Raw genomic sequence first — 21026 nt, forward strand, 5'->3', positions numbered from 1 at the left:
CGGGAATGGGTGGATCGATGCTGGCCTATATTGCAAGGCGCGTGTTGGCGGCGGTGCCAACGCTGCTTCTCGTCTATACGATGGTGTTTCTGATCGCGCACGTGACCCCGGGGTCGCCTTGGGACGTAGGCTCCAACAGGCCGATGGAGCCCTCGGTCAAGGAAGCGCTCGATGCAAAGTTCCGGCTCAATCAGCCGCTCTACGTTCAATATGTCGACTATCTCTCGGGCGCCCTCCGCGGCGACTTTGGCCCGTCCTATCGGGACCAGTCGCGGTCTGTGGCAGACATCATCACCACTTTTCTGCCCGTCTCGCTGAAGCTCGGCGCCGCCGCGCTACTGCTTGCCATCATCATCGGGCTGCCTCTTGGCGCACTCGCTGCGCTGACAACACACAGATACATCGATGCGGCGATTAGGATGCTAAGTACGCTGGGGACGTCGATGCCGACCTACGTCATCACGTCGGTGCTGATCGTCACCTTCAGCGTGGCGCTAGGTTGGCTACCGACTTTCGGTTTCAAAGGCATCTTTACCGCTTCGGCTATTATCCCAGTGCTGTCGCTAGCGCTGGCGCCAATGGCTGCAATCATTCGCTATTTTCGCACCAGCATGCGCGAAGTTATGCACTTGGACTTTGTGCAAACGGCACGCGCCAAAGGCATTCGGCCCATTCATGTGATCGTACGTCACATGGGCCGCAACGCCCTCATCCCCATAGTGACTGTCGTCGGCGCCTATGCGTCCTACGTGCTGGTTGGTTCGTTTTTTGTGGAGTCGATCGCCGGCATCCCGGGTTTTGGTCGCTACTTTGTCCTCGCCGTGGCGGCGCGCGATTATCCAGTGATCATCGGGACCACCTTGGTCTACGCCGTCTTCGTCATTGTCTTCAACCTTATCGTGGACGTGAGCTATTTCTTGCTCGATCCGCGGGTTCGCGTGGATCAAGCCGGATGACCATCGTCGCTGACACTTCAAGTTCACAGGGCCAGCCGTCGATGGCGACACGTTTATGGCGATCATTGACGCACGAGTGCCAGCAAAGCCCCGCTTTGGCGCTTAGTCTCACATTTTTGGCGCTTGTTGCCCTTCTGGCCCTGGCCGCGCCACTCCTGCCCTACGATGCCTACAAGCAAGACGTGCTGCATCGCAATGCTTTGCCGTCCTTGGCTCACTGGCTGGGCACGGACGAGCTTGGCCGCGACATGGTCTCGCGATTGGCTGTTGGGGCTCGCGTTTCGCTAGTCGTTGCGGTCGTCTCAACACTGATCGCCGTCTCACTTGGCGTGATGGTGGGAACGATATCAGCCTACGCGGGCGGTCGAACCGACAGGCTGGTCATGCGGTTCGTCGACAGTATGTACGCCTTCCCCGACACGCTCTTTGCAATCCTGATCGCCTCGTTGGTAAAGGGGCAACTCAGTGGCCAGGTAACTGGCGCGCTGGAACCGCTGGCCGCCCTGTACCGGCTCTCAGGGGGACTGCTCGGCGTCCTTCTGACGCTCAGTCTCACTTCCTGGCTCACGACGGCGCGCCTGGTACGCTCGCAAGTTATGGGTCTCAAGCACAGCGAGTACGTGCTGTCGGCCCGCCTGTCCGGAGCGAGCCACTGGCGGATCATCCGGGCGCATATCCTGCCAAACTGTCTGCCCGTGATCCTGGTATCGGCAAGCTTTGTGGTGCCAAATGCTATTCTTTTGGAGGCAGGGCTGAGCTTCCTTGGTGTCGGCGTCGACCCACCGACGCCGAGTTGGGGCACTATGATTGCTACAGGCGTGAAGTCGATCCAAGCTTATCCTCATCTGCTGTTGATGCCGGCGTTGGCCATCGGGTTCTCGCTGCTCGCCCTGAATGTTGGCGGCGACGCCTTGCGCGACAGGTTCGATCCCGCTCTCCGCGGCCATGGGAGTGTCTGATGGCAGCCCTTCTCAAAATCCGCGACCTGCGTGTCTCATTCTCTATCGGAGCCAAGTTTTTTGGCCGAGGCAGAAATGTTCGCGCCGTGGACGGCATCGACCTCGACGTTACGGCTGGCGAGACACTGGCCATCGTCGGCGAGAGCGGTTGCGGCAAAACCACTCTTGGCCGCACAATCGCGATGTTGCAGCGGCCGAGTTCCGGCTCGGTTGAATTCATGGGTGTACGGCTCGACAGGCTGCGGTCCAAGGATTTGCGCAATGCCCGCCGAAGCATGCAGATGATATTCCAAGATCCAAATGCCAGCCTTGATCCTCGCCAGAGTGTTGAGGCGATCGTAACGGAGCCCTTGCTGATCGCCGGTGCGAGCACTGCTTTGCGGAAACAGCGCGCGGCGGAACTTCTCGATGTGGTCGGTTTGGGCGCAGAAGCTGGCATGCGTTTGCCGCGCGCCTTCAGCGGCGGCCAACGTCAGCGCATCGGCATCGCTCGAGCACTCGCGGCGTCGCCCAAGCTGATTATCTGCGACGAGCCACTAAGCGCGCTTGATGTGTCTATCCAGGCGCAGATCGTGAACTTGCTGATCGAATTGCAGCGCCGCTTTGGGCTCACCTACATCTTCATTTCGCACGATTTGGCGGTCGTCCGGCAAATGGCGAGCCGAATTGCCGTCATGTACCTCGGCACTGTGGTGGAACTTGCTGATGCGGAGCGGCTGTTTGCGGCACCGCGTCATCCCTACACCGTGGCGCTTTTGTCCGCCGTACCGACACTCGGGGGGCCGGTGCATTCCGCTATGGAGCCTCTGTTGGCGTCGGGCGATCCTCCTTCGCCGCTCAACATGCCGCGAGGCTGTCGCTTCCATCCTCGCTGCTGGTTGCGGAAAAAACTCGGCGATCCGGCGATCTGCACGAGCCAGGAGCCGCGCCTGGTCGCGACAGACACCCACCAGGCGGCGTGCCACTTCGCAGACGAAACCGCTGCTCATGCTGCGGCGCCGCTCCCAGTCGCGGCAGAAGCCTTTTAGGAACCATGGCGATGCTCGTACGTCCCCAAAGCTCGGGCAGGCTGCTCGATGTGATGGATCTAAGTGTCCACATTCCAAGTGCGCGCGGTATCGTGGAGGCCGTGGACGGCGTGTCGTTCGGTATCGATCGTGGCGAGGTCGTCGGCATCGTCGGCGAAAGCGGCTGCGGCAAAACGATGCTCGCACTGTCGCTCATACGCCTCGTGAGACATCCGGGCAGGATCGCAAATGGCAAGATTTTGTTCGCTGGTCGCGATCTGCTGACGCTGCCCGAGCGGGAGATGCGCAAGGTCCGCGGTGGGCAGATCGGGATGATCTTTCAGGACCCGTCGGCCTCGCTGAACCCGGTCATGACCGTCGGCCGGCAGATCGGCGAGGCGATCCAGGCGCACAACAATGTGACGCGCCGCGAAGCGCGAAGGCAGGCGGTCGACATGCTGCATGCGGTCCGTATTCCTGAGGCGGCCGCTCGCGCCCGCAGCTATCCGCATGAATATTCCGGCGGCATGCGCCAGCGCGTCGGTATTGCCATCGGCACTGCCAATCACCCTGAGCTCGTGATCGCCGACGAGCCGACAACTGCGCTCGACGTCACGGTGCAGGCGCAGATCATCAGCCTTCTGGCGAACATGAATCGCGACGAGGGAACGGCTATAATTTTCATCTCCCACAACATCGCGCTGGTTTCGCAGTTCTGCTCACGAGTGCTCGTCATGTATGCCGGGCGCATCGTCGAGGAAGGTCCGACGCGTGAAGTTTTCGGAAATCCCAGCCATCCCTACACCGCAGCGCTTCTGAAGGCCGTCCCCCGCGTCGATAAACATCTCGCAAACGGGTTGGAAACGATTGAGGGCCGACCGCCCGACCTTGCTCGCAAGCCGAGTGGTTGTGCATTTCACCCCCGGTGCCCGGCGCGAATCGATCGGTGCGCAATTGCCGCCCCGCCCAAATTTACCGTCGCCTTCGGTTATGCGAGCCGCTGCTGGCTCGCGGCAGGCACGGAAGGCGGCGACACCGCTCACGCAATTGAGAATCCTACCAAGGGAAGAACCCGCGATGACGCTGAATGACCTCTCGCCGATACTGCTCGATGCTGCCGCGCCGATGATCAACCCGCGAGATGTCGACAAGCGCTTGCCCGATATGATCGCTGGGGGGCTTGACGCAGTACTCGCAACGGCAGGAGCGATCGAGGATTTTCGCACCACCATGGAAGATGTGGCCAAATGGCTTGAGATCGAGCGCTCCGGCGCTCGCAAAATCAAGATCGCCAGATCGGTTGCCGACATCCGGGAAGCGAAGGCCTCCGGCAAGATAGCGATAGTTTTGCACTTCCAGGGCTCCGATGCGATCGAGGACGAACTCGACTTCATCAACGTTTTTCACGCCTGCGGGCTTCGGGTGATGCAGCTGACCTACAATGCTCGCAATCGGGTCGGCGATGGCTGTTTCGAGATCACCGATGGAGGCTTGAGCAAATTCGGCCGTAAAGTTATTCGCCGCATGGAAGCGCTTTCGATGGCGGTGGATCTCGCCCACGCAGGACCGCGTACCGCCTTGGAGGCAACCGAGGTCGCCTCTCGTCCAATGATCATATCGCATGCAAATGCGCGGGCACTGATGGAGACGCCGCGCAATGTCAGCGACGATTTGATCCGCGCGGTCGCAGCTTCGGGTGGGGTGGTTGGCGTCTGCGCAGCGCCATTTTTCCTGACCAAGGATGGACCCGCAACACTTGACATGCTGATCGACCATGCTGTGTACATCGCCGATCTCGTAGGGCCTCAACATGTCGGATTAGGCTTCGACTTTGCTGAGGAGAATGAGGAAGACTACGTCTACTTCGGCTACGACGAGCGCTACATACCAATGCCGCCGTGGACCTTTCCGTCGCGCATTGCGAGTCACGCCGAAGCCGGCAACCTGGAATCTTCATTGAGGACGCGGGGCTTTGGTGAAGCTGAGATTCGCGGCGTCTTGGGGGAAAACTTCCTGCGGGTTTTCGAGGAAATCTGGGGTTGTTGACATTTCGTAGGCTGCGAGGCTTTCCAACTGCTAGGACATATCCGCGATGCGATGAGGCAGATTCCGTATTTCAGCCAGTGGGAGACACCTGATCTCACCGCCAAAATCTTGGACCAGGGTGTCGAGGTTGCCTTGCGGCAAGATCCTCTTTGGCGTTCGTCTGGGGCATCGTCCATAGACGAATACACCGCTTGGGCGTGGAATATTTGCGGTATGGCCTGCCTCAAGATGATCCTTGCAGCTCGCACAGGTATCATTTGGCCAACGATTGAACTTGCAAAAAGATGTGCTGCTTATGGCGGCTATGTCGTCGAACCCGAGACCACAGTTATCAAGGGGCTGATCTACGCACCCTTTGTAGAATTCGTGGGTAAGGAATTCGGTCTGGAGGCAAAGATCGTAACAGGCCTCGTCGCAGAGACGCTGCCTGAGCAGGTCAAAACCTCGGACTTCTTTGTTGCGTCAGTTCACAGTTCGATCCGTTCTCCCAATGGCCACCCGCCAGCAAAAGGTGGTCATCTCGTACTGGTGACAGCGGTGTCAGATACCAATGTCGTCTTCCACAATCCGTCCGGCCTCGATCCGGAAACTCAGATAAACGTCAAGATGGATCTCGCCGTGTTCGGGCGGTACTTCGCAGGTCGAGGCATCGCCATCCACCCCTGAAATTTCCAGAGCGTTTGCCTGCTGGTGCGGCCACTCTCAAAGATTGCGTTGGCGGCGACAGATACTGTGACCGGTCACTGGCGTAGCGGCAACGCAGCCATCACGACGATGTCAGGCACGCAGTAACAATCAGGCGGTTACCGTTCGGCGCGTTGGTCGACGGACTGCTCCATGCCGTGCATGCTCAGGCTCCGAAGCATGATGACCATGCCCCGCTGGCGGGCTTATGACGCATGGCGAAACGATGGGCTCAGCGCGCTTTCAACCGCCGAGCAAGCCGGCAGACTCATCGTTGCTGGGACTGGTCGGAACAAAAAGGAACGGAACTCAGGCATCCTCATTGGTTATTCTCTTTCGGGTAGGCTTCTTAATGAACATGGCGCGAAGAGCGTCGGAGTGGGCTGCTCCGGATGAAGCCTGAGCTCGAATCGATGGTCGAGGACAACGAGGCGTCGCCATTGACCTTAGCGGCCGAGCAATATGCGACTGTCAACAAATATGCCGGTGCGTTCCTGCAGGCATTCACGTTCCGCTCAGCGCGCCGCCACGATCCGCTTCTTGCGGCGACTGCGTTGCTGAGACGGCTCTATGCCGAGAAGCGCCGAGCGCTGCCGGAGCGTGTCCCCACAACTCACCTCAGCCAAGCCGATCGCAAGCTCATTCTTGGACAGGAGAAGCCGGATCGTCGTCTCTATGAAATCGCAACGCTCGGGGCTTTGCGAGATCGCCTTCGGTCGGCGGACATATGGGTCGACGGTAGTCGATCCTTCCGACCAATCGACGAGCATCTGATGCCGAGGTCAACGTTCACCACAATGAAGGAGCAGGATAGGCTCGGACTTGGCGTTCAGGGTGACGGTGCGGCCTGGCTCGCGGAAGCGCGACAGATGCTCGACTTCAACCTGAAGCGGCTGGCGCATAGAGCACGATCCGGAAAGCTCGAAGGTGTTCGTCTGGAAGCCGGCACGTTGATCGTTACGCCAACCGCTGGTGAGGTGCCCGTGGAAGCTGAGGATCTTAACGCCGAGATCAGTGAACTCTATCCGTTGATCGAGGTGCCAGACCTCCTCAGGGAAGTGCACGAATGGACCGGCTTTGCGGATTGCTTCACGCATGTTCGAACGGGTGACACTCCGAGGAATGTCTCGGCCATGCTGGCTGGCGTACTGGCCGACGCGACCAACCTCGGTCCGAAACGGATGGCCAGCGCGTCCAAAGGCATCAGCGCTCACCAGATCAGCTGGATGCGTACCTTCCACGCCCGGTCAGAGACCTACCGCGCAGCCCAGGCCTGCGTGACGGACGCACACATCCGCCATCCGCATTCTCGCCTTTGGGGCAACGGCACGACGTCATCATCTGATGGCCAATTCTTCCGAGCAAGCGACCGAGCCGCAAAGCGCGGAGATATCAATCTACATTACGGCAGCGAGCCCGGTTCGAAATTCTACAGTCATCTGTCCGACCAGTACGGCTACTTCAGCATCCTGCCCATCAGTCCGACTGAGAGCGAAGCTGCCTATGTGCTCGACGGGCTGTTCGATCAGGACACGACCCTCGACATTCAGGAGCACTTCACGGACACCGGCGGCGCCAGCGATCACGTCTTCGGATTGTTCGCCTTGATCGGCAAACGCTTCGCACCTCGGTTACGCAACCTCAAGGATCGGAAGTTCCACACGTTCGAGAAAGGCGATGCATACCCGGCGCTGTCGAACCACATCGGAGCACCGATCAACACCACGCTCATTCTCGACCACTGGGACGATCTTCTTCATCTCGCGGCGTCGATCACGACGCGATCCGTCGTGCCGTCGACCATCCTGAAGAAGCTTTCGTCATCGCCAAAAGAAGGTCAGCTCGCCAGGGCGCTGCGGGAACTGGGTCGTATTGAGCGGTCTCTCTTCATGATCGAATGGTACTCGAGCCCGACATTGCGCCGGCGCTGCCAAGCCGGGCTCAACAAAGGTGAGGCCGCGCACAAGCTCAAACGCGCGGTGTTTTTCCATGAGCGAGGCGAAATCCGCGATCGGTCGTTCGAAAGTCAGGCCTTCCGGGCGTCTGGCCTCAATCTCGTTGTCAGCGCGATCGTGCATTGGAATACGGTCTATCTTGATCGGGCTGTCACACACTTGAAAATGGCGGGCAAAAACATCCCCGAGATGCTGCTGAAGCACATCTCCCCACTCAGCTGGGAGCACATCAACCTGACCGGCATCTACACTTGGGACAGCGAGCAGCATCTGCCGGAAGGCTTTAGGACACTGCGCCTTCCGGTGGGGCTAAAGCGTGCCGCATGATGTTCATGATCCGTTCGACCTTAGCGTCCGATTCTGAGCAGTTCTTGTTCCGACCCCCAACAGTTGCGACAGGATGGGGATGGCACCCTCGAAGGCGGGAGAAGCCTGTTCGGTAAGCTCGGCGACGGCTTGCGCCATGCCGTGCATCTTGAGGCTTCTGAGCATGATCACGAGGGCGGCACTTGCGGGATCATGACGCATGACGCACCTCCCGGGTCTGGCGCAGCGCGTCGTAGCGCTCGATATTGGCCTGCTCCTTGGCGAGGCTCAGCGCCTGCGGCGCATCCACGATCGGCGTCTCGATCGGCTTGCCGTCAACCAGCCTGCAGGAGATTGAGGATGTGGACCTTGGTCGGAACGCCGCCCTGCAACGCCGTCTCCACGGCCGTCAGCACGACCTGCTCGTCATGTTGCAGGACGAGCGACAGAATCTCGACCATCTCGCGGTCGCCGCCGGGCTTCCTGAGCAGGTGCTGCTGCAGCCGTTTGAAGGCTTCGGGGAGTTCAGTGAAGGGAGCGCCGTTGCGCAGAGCACCGGGCTTGCGCTGGATGACCGCCAGATAGTGACGCCAGTCGTAGACGGTGCGACCGGGGCCGTCATGCGACCGCTCGATGATGCGGTGGTGCTCGCATACGATCTGCCCCTCCGCAGCAACCACGATCCGTTCCGGATAGACCCTGAGGCTGACTGGCCGGTTGGCGAAGGACGCCGGCACGCTGTAGCGGTTGCGCTCCAGATGGATCAGGCAGGTCGGAGAGACCCGCTTGGTGTATTCGACGAAGCCGTCGAAGAGGCGTGGCATCGGCATCAGGCAGCGGGCTTCCTCGACCCGGGTGTCTTCGATCGTTCCCGGCCTGAGCCCATGGGGAATCTGTTGCCACAGTTCCCGACACCGCTGCTCCAGCCAGTCGTTCAGGGCCTCCAGCGATGGAACGCGCGGCATTGGCTGCCATAGCCGGTGGCGCGCATCCTGGACGTTCTTCTCGACCTGTCCCTTCTCCCAGCCCGAGGCCGGATTGCAGAGCTCGGCCTCGAATAGATAATGGCTGGCCATGGCCGAGAAGCGAGCATTGACCTGCCGCTCCTTGCCGCGCCCGATCCTGTCGACCGCCGTGCGCATGTTGTCGTAAATCCCGCGCCGGGGAACGCCGCCCGGAAGGCGTGGTTGTGGGCGTCGAACAGCATCTCGTGCGTCTGCAGCGGATAGGCCCGCACAATGAAGGCACGGCTGTAGCTGAACTTGAAGTGAGCCACCTCTCGGCGGAAATCAACATCACCTATGGCCGCTATGTCGTCTGTGTGCCCAGTTCTCGTCATCGTCCTCATTATGGAGGTGCGACCTCAAGGAGTTCCCGAACGTTACTCTCTTGTCCGGTCGCCGACGCGATGATCCACGTTCGCAATTCCGGCGCGAACGGCTTTTGCAACGCCGATCGGTCCCATGCTAGGAAATACGGATGTGGCAACCGCAGCGCGAGTTTGAACGGGATCACTAGTCGGCCCGATGCAATATCGTCTCTGGCCATCGAGAACTGTGCGAGCACGAAGCCGCGACCGTTGACGGCAGCATCAATTGCCGCGCTCGATAGCGAAAAAGCCACTTCGCCGGACTTTTTGTCGTATTTCCGGCCGATGCTTATTGCCCATTCGGTCCAGGTTGGGGGCGAGCGATGGTCGCTGGCCCACTCGATCGCGAGTAGCGGACATTCAAGGATATCTGCTGGCCTACGCAACGGGTGTCTCGTCAGCAGCGCTGGCGAGCAGGCTGGCACTACCCAGTCGGTAAACAGTTCAACATAGTGGTCGTAGTCGCGGCTTTTTGTGCCGTAGGAAATGCGGAAGTCCACCTGTTCGTCGCCGAAGCGTGTCTCGGGCTCCGAGCCAATCAACCGTACGGTTGCGCCCACGTGATGTGCTTGCCAGTCGAACAACTGTGGCGCCATTGCTGGCAAGCGAAGGAAGGCAGGAGACGGTGAGGGCGCTTTCAACCCGAGCCCTCTCCAACAACTCCCCGGCGTTACGGATGCGATCGAAACTTCCTGATATCGCGGTATGATAGACCCGTCCCCATGAAGTTAGAGCAACGGTCCGGCCGCGACGCTCAAGGAGTTGAACGCCGAGCGCTTCTTCTGCCTTTCGAATCTTCTGGCTAACTGCTCCGGGCGACACGCCAAGCTCGTTCGCCGCGGCCGTGACGCTGCCATGTCGCCCGAAGGCTTCGAATGCTTCTATGGCACGTAGCTGAGGCGGTTTCATCTGAGGGCACCCATCGTCTGTTTTAGTTTTTCTAAAATAGAACGCAGGCGCAAGCCCTTTTTGCGCAAGACTCCTCGAGCTAGCTTCGCCTCACCAAGATGAAAATCCAGGGAGGTCGGGTGTCATGTTTCTCAGGAATTGCTGGTATGTCGCAGCGTGGGATCATGAGGTCGGCCGAGACCTGAAGCCGTTCAGGATATTGGGAGAGGACATCGTCCTTTACCGCAAGACCGACGGCGCCGCCGCCGCCCTGGAAGATGCCTGTCCACACCGCAAGCTGCCGCTCTCCATGGGGCGCATCAAGGGCGACGACGTCGAATGCGGCTACCATGGCCTGACCTTCGACTGCACCGGCACCTGCACGCGGGTTCCGGGCGCTGAGAAGATTCCCCATGTGGCGCGCGTGCAGAGCTATCCGCTGGTCGAGCGCTACGGCCTTTTGTGGATTTGGTTGGGCGAGGCCGAGAAGGCCGATCCGGCGAAGATCTTCCAGGTCGAGCACTGGGGTGATCCGGCCTGGGGCGTCAATCGCGGCGAGTCGATGACGCTCGACTGCAACTACCTCTATATGAGCGACAACCTGCTCGATCCCTCGCATGTGTCCTGGGTGCACCAGACCTCCTTCGGCGGCGTGAAGGCGATGGAGGACGTGCCGTTGCAGACCACCATTGGCGAGGACGGCGTCATCGTCTGGCGCTGGATGATCGACCAGGCGCCGTCGCCCTTCTATGCGCCCTTCCTCAAGTTCAAGGGCAATTGCGATCGCAAGCAGCACTACGAGGTGCGCTATCCGAGCAACGCCATCATCAAGGCGATCTTCGTGCCGGCCGGCACCGGCGGCGAGGGCAAACCCTACCACGAGGACGTGTTCCTCATGGACAGCTACAACTTCATGACGCCGGTCGATGCCGAGCACACCAAATACTACTGGTTCCAGATGCGTAATTTCGCGCCGGACGACGCGGAGGTTTCGCAGCAGTTCGCCAAATCGGTGCGCGGTGCCTTCGACGAGGACCGGGTGGTGCTCAACGCCGTGCAGAAGGGCATGGCCAACAAGCGCACGCCCAACCTTGATCTCAAGATCGATGTCGGGCCGCTGCGCTTCCGCCGCAACCTGGACAAGCTGATCGAGGCCGAGGGCCTGCATCTGGCGGCCGCCGAATGAACGCCTTCGCCGCCCCCGCAACCATGCGCGCGAGCGGCTTCCGCGAGCTGAGAGTGGTCGCCAAAAAACGCGAGAGCAGCACCATCACCTCCTTTCACCTCGAGCCCGCCGATGCGGACGGCTGGCGCGATTTCCAGCCGGGCCAGTTCCTCGTTTTTCGCATACCGACGCCCGATGGCGGCATGGTGCTGCGCAATTATAGCGTCTCGTGCGCGCCCGGACTTGCCGATCGTTACCGCATCACTGTCAAGCGCGAGGCAGCTCCCGCTGCCGGCCTGCCGGATGGCGTGAGTTCGTGCCACCTGCACGATAGCGTCGCCGTCGGCGACGTGCTTGTCGCGGACGGTCCACGCGGCGATTTCGTGCTGGATTGCGAGAGCGACCGGCCGGTCGTGCTCCTAAGCGGCGGCGTCGGCCTGACCCCGCTCGTCTCCATGCTGCATGCGCTCGCCGCCGGCGAGCGCCGCGTCTTCTTCATCCACGCCTGCGACAATGGCGATGTTCATGCGCTGCGCGAGGAAGTGGAAGGACTTGCCGCGTCCCGGCCGGGGATCATCGCGCATTTCTGCTATCGCTTTCCGACCGGACGGGATGCGACTTCGAACCCACACCATTCGCAGGGCGTGATCGCGCGGGACCTGCTTCAAAAGCTTTTGCCGCTCGACGACTACGATTTCTATCTGTGCGGGCCGCCGCCGTTCATGCAGGCGCTGTACGGTATCCTGCGCGATCTCGGCGTGGCCAGGCAGCGCATCGCCTATGAGTTCTTCGGCCCGGCCACGATACTCGAGGCGGAGCCCCGTCCGATCCCGGTTGCGCCTCCCGTCGAAACGGCGCCGCAGGCTGACGGTGACAATGTGGCCGTCGAGTTCCGCAAGTCGGGCATCAAGGCCGTATGGGACGGGAAGGCGGACTCGCTTCTGGCTTTCGCCGAAGACCTCGGCCTCTCACCCGAATTCAGCTGCCGGGCCGGCATCTGCGGCACCTGCAAGTCGCATCTGGTGGCCGGGGAGGTCGCCTATTTCGAAGAGCCGCTCGACGAGCTCGCCGAGGGCGAGGTGCTGCTGTGCTGCTCGAAGCCGAAAGGAGCCGTCGTCTTGGACCTGTGACCGTCGCAAAGCCCAGTACAGATGCGAACTCCAGGCGAAACCCAGAGAACGGAAGCGTTGACGTGGACAGTGCGGTCAAAACGGCATCGAAGAGCGACACTCCTTTCAACCGGCATGCAGGAGGGCCTCGCCATGCGTGAACCAGCCTCCGCGCCCTCCTATTCACTCGGCTTTGCCGACCTGCGGCGGAATTTCCAAACCGCCGCGCGGCGCGCCAACGCCGAACTCTTCGAATATCCGCATCCGCTGCACGGGCCGGACGGCGAGAAATTGGCGACCGACGTGGCGCTGCTCGGCCGCCGCGATGCGCCAAAGCTGCTCGTCCTGATTTCTGGAACCCACGGCATCGAGGGCCAGTTCGGCTCGGCCTGCCAGACGGCGTGGGCGGCGCAGAACCATCCATGGCGGCTGCCGGAAGACACGGCGGTGCTGACCATACATCTCATCAATCCATGGGGCACGGCCTGGTCGCGGCGGGTCAACGAGGACAATGTCGATCTGAACCGCAATTTCATCGACTGGGAAGCCGCTCCGCCCCGTAACGAGAAATACGCGGCCTTGCATGAGGCGCTTGTGTGGCGCGAATGGGAAGGTCCGGAACGGGATCGCGCCGACGAAGCTTTCGCGGCGGCAAGAAAGGCGTTGGGCGCGCACGCGGTCATCGCGCAGATTGTCGAAGCCGGGCAGTACGAGTTCCCCGATGGCCTCTACTACGGCGGCGACGGGCCGACCTGGTCGAACCGCACGTTGCGCGAAATCCTGACGACATTCGCCGGCCATGCCCGGCAGGCGATCGTTTTCGATCTCCACACCGGCGCGGGGCCTTACGGCTATCCGGCGCTGCTCACGGTGGCGGAAGCAGACCATGCCGGTATCGCCTGGGGGCAATCCGTGTTCGGCCCGGCGCTGGCGACGGTGCTGACGGGAAGGGATGCCACGACCGATACCGGCATCGCCGCCACCGCCACCGGCTATGTTTCGGACGCCGTGCGCAAGGCGATGCCGCAAGCACGCGTGTTGCCGCTGGTGGTGGAATGCGGCACGCTGAAGGGCGAGGCCGTGCTGGAGGCCGTGATCGCAGACAACTGGTTGCATCTGGCCGGAACGGTGGGTTCGCCGCTCGGCGGGCGCATAAAAAGCACGCTGCGCTCGGCTTTCATCCCTGAGGACGCAGATTGGCAAGGCAACTGCCTGGCGACGAGCCTGCGCTATTTCGACCGCGCGCTCGCCGACCTGAAAAGTGGGGGCAGTCCCTCGCGCAAAGGCCCGGTGCTCAAATTGGTGGCGGCCGGCGCCGAGGTAGAGACACTGCCTCCCGTCGAGCCCGCGCCCGCGCCGGCAAGGCCGGCCGTCGAGGTGGACGACCTGCACAAGAGTTTCGGCAATCTCGAAGTGTTGAGCGGCGTCAGTCTCGCCGCGCAGCCCGGCGAGGTGGTGTCGATGATCGGCTCCTCAGGTTCGGGCAAGAGCACGTTCTTGCGCTGCATCAACCTGCTCGAACAACCCAACGGCGGCCGTGTCTTCGTCGACGGCGAAGAGATCTGCATGAAGCCGGCCGGCGAGGGGCGCTCGGTCCCGGCCGACATGCGCCAGGTCGAGCGCATCCGCGCGCGCGTCGGCATGGTGTTCCAGAGCTTCAATCTGTGGCCGCACATGACGGTGCTAGAAAACATCGTCGAGGCGCCCGTACACGTCTTGAAGGAACGCCGCGACGAGGCCGTCGAGCGTGCGCACGCGCTGCTGAAAAAGGTCGGCCTTTCGGAAAAGCACGGCCAGTATCCCGGCCAGCTTTCGGGCGGCCAGCAGCAGCGCGCGGCGATCGCGCGGACGCTGGCGATGCGTCCCAAGGTCATCCTGTTCGACGAGCCGACCTCAGCGCTCGATCCCGAGCTGGTGGGCGAGGTGCTGCGCGTCATCCGCCAGCTCGCGGATGACGGCAACACCATGATCCTGGTGACGCACGAGATGCAGTTTGCGCGCGAGGTGTCGCACAAGATCCTCTTTCTCCATCGCGGCAAGGTGGAGGAGGAGGGGGCTCCGGCGGAGCTGTTCGCCAATCCACGGTCCGAGCGTCTGCGCCAGTTCCTGGCCCGCACGCTCTGACAAGGAAAGGCGCTGAGAATCGTCTTGGGAAACGGCCCGATGCGAAACAACCATCCATAAAGGGGAACACGAAGATGAAACTGAAGATCCTTTCTCTCTTTGTCGCGCTTGCCGCCGGCGTGGGACATGCGTCGGCGGCGGAGGGCGAGCTGGCAATCGGCACCGAAGGGGCCTATCCACCCTGGAGCATGGCCGATGCTGCAGGCAACGTGACCGGCTTCGACGCCGACGTCGGCAACCTGTTGTGCGAAAAGCTGGCGGTGAAATGCCGCTTCGTGGTGCAGGCTTTCGACGGCCTGATCCCGGCGCTCAAGGCCAAGCGCTTCGACGTCATCATCTCGGGCATGTCGATCACCGAGGACCGCAGGAAGGAGATCGATTTCTCCGTCGGCTATGCGGAACTGGCCAACATGTTCGTCGCGCCGAAAGGGTCGGACCTGGCCGCCATCACCGACTACGACACGCTTCTGAAAGCGCTCGACGGCAAGAAGGTCGGCGTGCAGGCGGGAACGACACATGCGCACTTCCTGGAAAAGAAAGTGCCGGATGCGGACATCAAGACCTATGACACGCTCGACCAGATGCAGATCGATCTCGCGACGGGGCGCATCGATACTGCATTCGCTGACGTGTCGGCTCTGCAGGACTTCCTCGCCAAGCCGGACGGAAAGAATTTTCAGCTAGTCGACGTGAAAATTCTCAGCACGGTCGATCCGACGCTCGGCGAAGGCGTAGGCGTTGGCATCGCCAAGGACAACACCGAACTCAAGGCCAAGATCAACAAGGCCCTGTGTGAGCTGGTCGCGGACGGCTCGGTCGGTAAGTCCAGCGAGAAATGGTTCAAGATGGATATTTCCCGCCCCTGCCAGTGAAGCTTCGATGCCCGCACGGCTTGCGGGCGCCATATCGAAGCAGGCGGAGCCGCGGAACGAGCGGCTCCGCCTCCCAGAAATCACCATAGGTACACCCGATGGATTTCGGTCTTTGGCAGGTCTGGGAAGGCGGTTGGGTTGGCGCTATCCTTCGTGGTGCTGCCGTTACGATTGCGGTGGCGGTGACAGCCATGCTTGGCGGGGTCATCGTCGGCATCGTCTGTGGCCTCGTCAAATGGGGGCGCATCCGCCCGCTGACCTATCTCGTCGACGGTTATACGGCTTTAGTGCGCGGGGTGCCGGAACTACTCATCATCTATCTGTTGTTTTTCTCTTCGGTCGAGTTCGTCACCAAGGTCGCTACCGCATTTGGCTACGCGGGTCTGGCAGACGCCGGTTACGCTTTCATCATAGCGGTGGTAGCCATCGGCGCGATCTCGGGGGCTTACTCAACGGAAGTCGTGCGCGGTGCGCTGGAAGCCGTACCTCACGGTCATGTCGAGGCCGCCCGAGAACTCGGCCTGCCGGGTTCGCGAATTTTCCGGCGCATCATCGCGCCGCAGATGCTACGCATCGCTTTTCCGGGCCTGAACAACGTTTGGCAAACCACCATCAAGGATACCGCTCTTGTTTCGGTGGTCGGCTTGCAGGAATTGATGCGCACGGCGTTTATCGGTTCCGGCACCACGCGCCATCCCTTTATCTTCTATCTGATCGCGGCGGTGGTCTATCTCGCAATCACGCTTGTCAGTCAGTTCGGCATCGACCGGGCCGAACGCGGCCTGAGGTTACGCGAAAGAAAGTAGGCGCATGGACTTCGACCTGATCCGCGAAGCGGTCCCGGTTCTCCTGAAGGGGCTACGCGTTACCGCGCAGCTGACACTATTCTCGATGCTGATCGGTTTTAGTCTTGGCCTGTTGTTGGCGGTTATGCGCGTATCAACTAACCGTTTCGTTTCCGGTTTTGCCAAATACTATAGCAATGTCTTCCGCGGAACACCGCTTCTGGTCCAGATATTCCTATTCTACTACGGTCTAGGTCAGTTCTCCTTCGTGAAGGAAAATGCTGTGCTGTGGTGGGTGGTCAGTGACGGCGCGCGTTGTGCGGTGATGGCGCTGGCACTTAACACTGCGGCTTATACATCCGAGATCCTGCGCGGCGGCTTAATGTCGGTGCCTCACGGGCTCGTCGAGGCCGCCCAAGCCTGCGGCATGTCGCGGGTTCTGCGGTCTCGCCGCATCGAATTTCCACTTGCCATCCACCAAGCGCTACCCGCCTACGGGAATGAAGTAGTGCTGTTGGTAAAGGGCACAAGCCTCGCGTCGACCATAACTGTGCTGGAAGTGACGGGATACGCCAAACGCCTGATGAGCCAGACCTATGCGGTGCTGGAGGTTTTCGCGATTGCTGGCGCGCTTTATCTGGTCACCAATTTGATCCTGGTTGCATTAGTGCGAGCACTCGAGAATCGCTTTATGCGTCATCATCGGCGGTAAGCGTCCCAAAAGGCGATAGCGATACGCTTCAACTGTACACGTTCGACAGACCAAGCAAGAAATTTACTCCAGGTTCTAACCTCCTTGTTGTTGCATATCGAATGGCGCACCGCTCAGGCCCAGCAAGCATGGAAGTCGTAGAGGCTTGCAATTGTTTACGGTTGACTAAGGGATGCAGATTTCTTTCAAGAACCATGGCGGAATCCAATCTATCTCGCATGTTCATTGGGCTGACCAATGTCGAGATGGGGGCGGATGATCTATTCGGCACTTGGATCATTGACAGGGTGGGAAGAAAACAGCCCCATGCTCCCGATCGAGGAAATGGGATAGGCGTCGCGCCAATACCGAAGACTAGCGCGTTGTTGCCGACGCCTGTTTGCTGGTGCGAGTTGCGCGGAAGGTCGAGCCTGCGTGTCGCCTGGTCGTCCCAAGCGGAAGCGCGTTGAGCCATGCGCGCCGGTTTCATCGCGCTAGCCGTTGCCTATGTGCTCAGTCAGTTTTTCCGCGCTTTTCTCGCCGTGCTGGCGCCAGTGCTCCAAACCGAGATCGGAGCTCACGCCAATGACCTGGCGTTCGCCACCGGAGTCTGGCTGGCCGCCTTCGCGGCACTTCAGCTCCCGGTCGGCTATGCGCTCGACTATCTCGGTCCGCGCCGCACCTCCAGCGGGCTCATACTGGCTGCGATCGGCGCTGCCGTCTTCGCCCTGGCACAAGGCCCGGCGACAGTGACGGTGGCGATGGCCTTGATCGGAGCCGGCTGCGCACCGGCCCTCATGGTTTCACTCTACATTTTCGCCCGCATCTACCCGCCGGCTCTATTTGCGAGCCTGACAGGCCTGCTGATGGGCGTCAGCTCGATCGGCAATCTCGCCGCCGCTACCCCGATGGCCTGGGCGGCAAGCGTTTTCGGATGGCGTGCCTGCCTGTGGGCACTGGCGGCCGGCACGACGCTGACCACGCTCGCGATCGTCGCCTTCGTGCATGATCCGGAACGCGCGGCAATGTCAGGAGAGAACAATGGAGGGTTCTTCGCCCTGCTGAGGACGCCGGCCATATTGCTCCTCGTCCCGCTGACCTTCGTTCACTATGCCCCGGTTGCGGGCATTCGCGGGCTGTGGGTCGGCCCCTATCTGGCAGATGCTTTCGGTCTCGATGCGGTGGGGATCGGCAACGTGAGCCTCGCAATGGGCATAGCGATGATCGCCGGAAGCTTTGTCTACGGGCCGCTGGACAGGATGCTCGGTACCCGCAAGGGGGCGCTGCTCGGCGGCAACCTCGCGCTCGCGGCGGCCCTCCTCGGCCTCTGGGCCTGGCCGTCGGCCGGGCTCGGCCTTGCCGTGGCCCTGCTCTGCGCCATCGGCTTCTTCGGCTCTTCCTATCCCCTGATGATCGCGTATGGCCGCAGCTTCTTTCCGCATCATCTGGCGGGGCGTGGCGTCACCTTTCTCAACTTCGTCGCGATGGGCGGTGCGGGGCTCGCGCAGATCGCGAGTGGTTGGCTGTACGGGATGACGGGCAATCCGGCGGCCCCGGCCGCTCCCCACGCCATGGTGTTTCTGTTCTTTGGCGTCCTCGTTCTTGCCGGGTGCGGGATATACGCCTTTACGGGCGATCGGCTCGATTGAGAAGATTGCCGCGCGCCGGCGCCCGCCATGTCAGGCCTTCTCGCAACGCCGCCAGCAAACCATCAGCCCGGCAGACGGTTCGGCTTGCCATAAGCAGGCAAAATGGCAGCATCAGGTGAATAAATTTTTCTCATAAAAAAGCCGTCTGTAACGTCGCGCCATCCAATCGCGCATATGGAGGAGCGAAATGACCGACGACATGTTGCATGTGATAAAATGGCACAACGGCGACAAAGAATACTCGCCGTTTTCAGATGCCGAGATGAAGCGCCGGCAGGAGGACGTGCGCAGGTGGATGGCCGACAACAAGGTCGACGCGGCGCTTTTCACTTCCTATCATTGCATCAACTACTACTCCGGCTGGCTTTACTGCTATTTTGGCCGAAAGTACGGGATGGTCATCGACCATACCAAGGCGACGACGATTTCGGCCGGCATCGACGGCGGCCAGCCGTGGCGCCGCAGCTTCGGTGACAACATCACCTATACCGACTGGCGCCGCGACAATTTCTACCGTGCCATTCGGCAACTGACTGCGGGCGCTAAGCGCATCGGCATCGAATTCGACCATGTGTCGCTCGATTTCCGCCGGCAGCTCGAGGAAGCCCTGCCGGGCGTCGAATTCGTCGATGTCGGCCAGCCGTCGATGTGGATGCGCACGATCAAGTCGCTCGAGGAGCAGAATGTCATTCGCGAGGGGGCGCGCATCTGCGACGTGGGCGGCGCGGCCTGCGTGGCCGCGGTCAAGGCCGGCGTGCCGGAACACGAGGTGGCGATCGCCACCACAAACGCGATGATTCGGGAGATCGCCAAGTCGCATCCTTTCGTCGAGCTGATGGACACCTGGACCTGGTTCCAGTCGGGGATCAACACCGACGGCGCGCACAATCCGGTCACCAACCGCGTCGTGCAATCGGGCGACATCCTCTCGCTCAACACGTTCCCGATGATCTTCGGCTACTACACGGCGCTGGAACGGACGCTGTTCTGCGATCACGTCGACGACGCCAGCCTGGACATCTGGGAAAAGAACGTGGCGGTTCATCGTCGCGGGCTGGAACTGATCAAGCCGGGCGCCCGCTGCAAGGATATCGCCATCGAGCTCAACGACATGTACCGGCAGTGGGACCTGCTCAAATATCGCTCGTTCGGCTACGGCCACTCGTTCGGCGTGCTTTGCCATTACTACGGCCGTGAGGCCGGCGTGGAACTGCGCGAGGACATCGAGACCGAGCTGAAGCCGGGCATGGTCGTGTCCATGGAGCCGATGGTGATGCTGCCGGAAGGCACGCCCGGCGCCGGCGGCTATCGCGAGCACGACATCCTGATCGTCAAGGAAGACAGCGCCGAGAACATCACCGGGTTCCCCTTCGGGCCGGAACACAACATCGTGGGCAACTGAAATGGCGCCCTATCTTCCCTTCGATTGCCCGACAAGGGTGACGGACCGCAATGGCCGGTCCGTCTCCTATGCCACTCCGGTCTACGGACTGCTGAGCGACCTTATGGGCTGGGTCAGGCTGCGTTTCGGTGCGCCGCCTCCCCGATCCGGCCAGGGTGCCGACGAAGAAGACGGAAAATGGCCGCCGCCGCCACGTCCGTTCTGAAGCGCGAGCAAGCCCCGCAATGAAGAAAGGGCCGCGTCGCGGCCCTTCTGCTGTCGTTCGCGGTCTTTCCCGCCAGGTATCAGAACTCGTTCCTTAGCGCTTCGACGATACCGCCCACGCATACGTCGAGAAGGATCTCGCCCTTTTCCTTAGACGCCTGCTTCGGGGACGACAGCGTGCCGCTGCGCGGCGTCCATTCCGGTTTCGGCGGATAGACGTCATAGGGCGGGAATGTCGCCGGCGCGTGGTCGATCGCGCGTTCAAGGTCGACCAGCTGCGGATAGAGCGCCAGCATCAGGGATGTTTCCAGCACGCCGCCATGCTCGATTTCCCAGCCCGGGAAGCCATCGGGATAAAGTTTCGCGATCGTCGCCTTGTCCACGAAGTCCCAGTAGGAGAGCACGACGACCTTGACGTCGTCGATGCCGCTCCAGCGCAGTTCCCGCAGGGCAAGATCGATGCCTTCCACGATGAACCATGAGTTCTCGAAATGTCCGTTGAGCAGGCAGATCTTGCGCGCGCCGTGGCGGGCGAACTCCTTGATGACGTCGCGCAGCGCCGCCACCAGCGTCGCGCCGTCGAGACTGGTGGTGCCGGGCAGATGGTTGCCTCCGCCGGACTTCTGGTGCGACTTGTAGCCATACGTGAAAGGCGGGGCGACCAGCGCCCCGACTGCCTTGGCGATGCGGCGGGCGAACTCCGTCGGCAGCAGCACGTCCACATGCATCGGCATATGGCATCCATGCTGCTCCATCGAGCCGATGGGGATGAAAATCGGAACGGAGCCGTCGCGGACCCGGGCGTCGTAGTCGGGCCAGGGCAATTCGGCTGCAAAGACTGTGTCGACTGGCATG

General features: G+C 61.3%; 16 protein-coding genes and 4 pseudogenes. 16 read left to right on the forward strand and 4 right to left on the reverse strand.

The window, feature by feature from the left end; all coding sequences use genetic code 11:
* Positions 1–17 precede the first annotated feature (17 nt).
* From QFZ88_RS28760 to QFZ88_RS28790, 7 genes and pseudogenes are all read left to right on the forward strand, one after another.
* Positions 18–956: an ABC transporter permease gene (locus QFZ88_RS28760; protein ID WP_065996712.1), complete on the forward strand. Its 939-nt coding sequence runs from the start codon at positions 18–20 to the stop codon at positions 954–956.
* The gene (locus QFZ88_RS28765) at positions 953–1915 is read left to right on the forward strand and encodes an ABC transporter permease (protein WP_245317382.1); all 963 of its coding nucleotides are present in this window, start codon (positions 953–955) and stop codon (positions 1913–1915) included. The genes QFZ88_RS28760 and QFZ88_RS28765 overlap by 4 nt, the downstream gene beginning before the upstream one ends.
* On the forward strand, positions 1915–2943 hold the full coding sequence (locus QFZ88_RS28770; RefSeq protein WP_065996676.1) for an ABC transporter ATP-binding protein: 1029 nt from the start codon (positions 1915–1917) through the stop codon (positions 2941–2943). Before QFZ88_RS28765 ends, QFZ88_RS28770 begins: the two co-directional genes overlap by 1 nt.
* Positions 2944–2948: 5 nt before the next feature.
* Positions 2949–4013: an ABC transporter ATP-binding protein gene (locus QFZ88_RS28775; protein WP_065996677.1), complete on the forward strand. Its 1065-nt coding sequence runs from the start codon at positions 2949–2951 to the stop codon at positions 4011–4013.
* The gene (locus QFZ88_RS28780) at positions 4000–4968 is read left to right on the forward strand and encodes a dipeptidase (protein ID WP_065996678.1); all 969 of its coding nucleotides are present in this window, start codon (positions 4000–4002) and stop codon (positions 4966–4968) included. The genes QFZ88_RS28775 and QFZ88_RS28780 overlap by 14 nt, the downstream gene beginning before the upstream one ends.
* A gap of 51 nt (positions 4969–5019) precedes the next feature.
* Positions 5020–5634, forward strand: coding sequence for a C39 family peptidase (locus tag QFZ88_RS28785; RefSeq protein ID WP_065996679.1), 615 nt, complete (start codon positions 5020–5022; stop codon positions 5632–5634).
* A gap of 401 nt (positions 5635–6035) precedes the next feature.
* Positions 6036–7934: pseudogene (locus QFZ88_RS28790) on the forward strand (Tn3 family transposase); the annotation flags it as partial.
* A gap of 57 nt (positions 7935–7991) precedes the next feature.
* Here QFZ88_RS28790 and QFZ88_RS28795 read toward each other — a convergent pair.
* The 3 pseudogenes from QFZ88_RS28795 to QFZ88_RS28805 form a co-directional block, all read right to left on the reverse strand.
* Positions 7992–8135: pseudogene (locus QFZ88_RS28795) on the reverse strand (ATP-binding protein); the annotation flags it as partial.
* A pseudogene (istA, locus tag QFZ88_RS28800) lies at positions 8125–9234 on the reverse strand (IS21 family transposase); the annotation flags it as partial. The pseudogenes istA and QFZ88_RS28795, both read right to left, overlap by 11 nt.
* A gap of 26 nt (positions 9235–9260) precedes the next feature.
* A pseudogene (locus QFZ88_RS28805) lies at positions 9261–10191 on the reverse strand (LysR family transcriptional regulator).
* Positions 10192–10315: 124 nt separating this feature from the next.
* Between QFZ88_RS28805 and QFZ88_RS28810 the strand changes: the two are divergent.
* From QFZ88_RS28810 to QFZ88_RS28850, 9 genes are all read left to right on the forward strand, one after another.
* Positions 10316–11356 (forward strand): aromatic ring-hydroxylating dioxygenase subunit alpha, encoded by a 1041-nt coding sequence (locus tag QFZ88_RS28810; RefSeq protein WP_065996681.1) that lies wholly within the window; start codon positions 10316–10318, stop codon positions 11354–11356.
* Positions 11353–12465 (forward strand): 2Fe-2S iron-sulfur cluster-binding protein, encoded by a 1113-nt coding sequence (locus QFZ88_RS28815; RefSeq protein WP_083237608.1) that lies wholly within the window; start codon positions 11353–11355, stop codon positions 12463–12465. The genes QFZ88_RS28810 and QFZ88_RS28815 overlap by 4 nt, the downstream gene beginning before the upstream one ends.
* A 132-nt stretch (positions 12466–12597) precedes the next feature.
* The gene (locus QFZ88_RS28820; RefSeq protein ID WP_083237616.1) at positions 12598–14568 is read left to right on the forward strand and encodes a DUF2817 domain-containing protein; all 1971 of its coding nucleotides are present in this window, start codon (positions 12598–12600) and stop codon (positions 14566–14568) included.
* A gap of 74 nt (positions 14569–14642) precedes the next feature.
* Positions 14643–15440, forward strand: coding sequence for a transporter substrate-binding domain-containing protein (locus QFZ88_RS28825; RefSeq protein ID WP_065996682.1), 798 nt, complete (start codon positions 14643–14645; stop codon positions 15438–15440).
* Between the two features lie 98 nt (positions 15441–15538).
* A complete protein-coding gene (locus QFZ88_RS28830; RefSeq protein WP_065996683.1) occupies positions 15539–16246 on the forward strand; it encodes an ABC transporter permease in 708 nt (235 codons plus the stop codon).
* Between the two features lie 4 nt (positions 16247–16250).
* Positions 16251–16937, forward strand: a complete 687-nt coding sequence (locus QFZ88_RS28835; protein WP_065996684.1) for an ABC transporter permease — start codon at positions 16251–16253, stop codon at positions 16935–16937.
* Between the two features lie 452 nt (positions 16938–17389).
* Positions 17390–18565 (forward strand): MFS transporter, encoded by a 1176-nt coding sequence (locus tag QFZ88_RS28840; RefSeq protein ID WP_065996685.1) that lies wholly within the window; start codon positions 17390–17392, stop codon positions 18563–18565.
* Positions 18566–18752: 187 nt separating this feature from the next.
* Positions 18753–19967: a M24 family metallopeptidase gene (locus QFZ88_RS28845; protein WP_065996686.1), complete on the forward strand. Its 1215-nt coding sequence runs from the start codon at positions 18753–18755 to the stop codon at positions 19965–19967.
* Position 19968: 1 nt separating this feature from the next.
* Positions 19969–20172, forward strand: a complete 204-nt coding sequence (locus QFZ88_RS28850; RefSeq protein WP_065996687.1) for a hypothetical protein — start codon at positions 19969–19971, stop codon at positions 20170–20172.
* Between the two features lie 79 nt (positions 20173–20251).
* On the opposite strand, the gene QFZ88_RS28855 is transcribed toward QFZ88_RS28850, so the two are convergent.
* The gene (locus QFZ88_RS28855; protein ID WP_065996716.1) at positions 20252–21025 is read right to left on the reverse strand and encodes a creatininase; all 774 of its coding nucleotides are present in this window, start codon (positions 21023–21025) and stop codon (positions 20252–20254) included.
* Position 21026: the final 1 nt, after the last annotated feature.

Origin of the sequence: Mesorhizobium sp. YL-MeA3-2017, from assembly GCF_030814575.1 — a bacterium.
In the GTDB taxonomy this organism is placed as follows: Bacteria; Pseudomonadota; Alphaproteobacteria; order Rhizobiales; family Rhizobiaceae; genus Mesorhizobium; species Mesorhizobium terrae.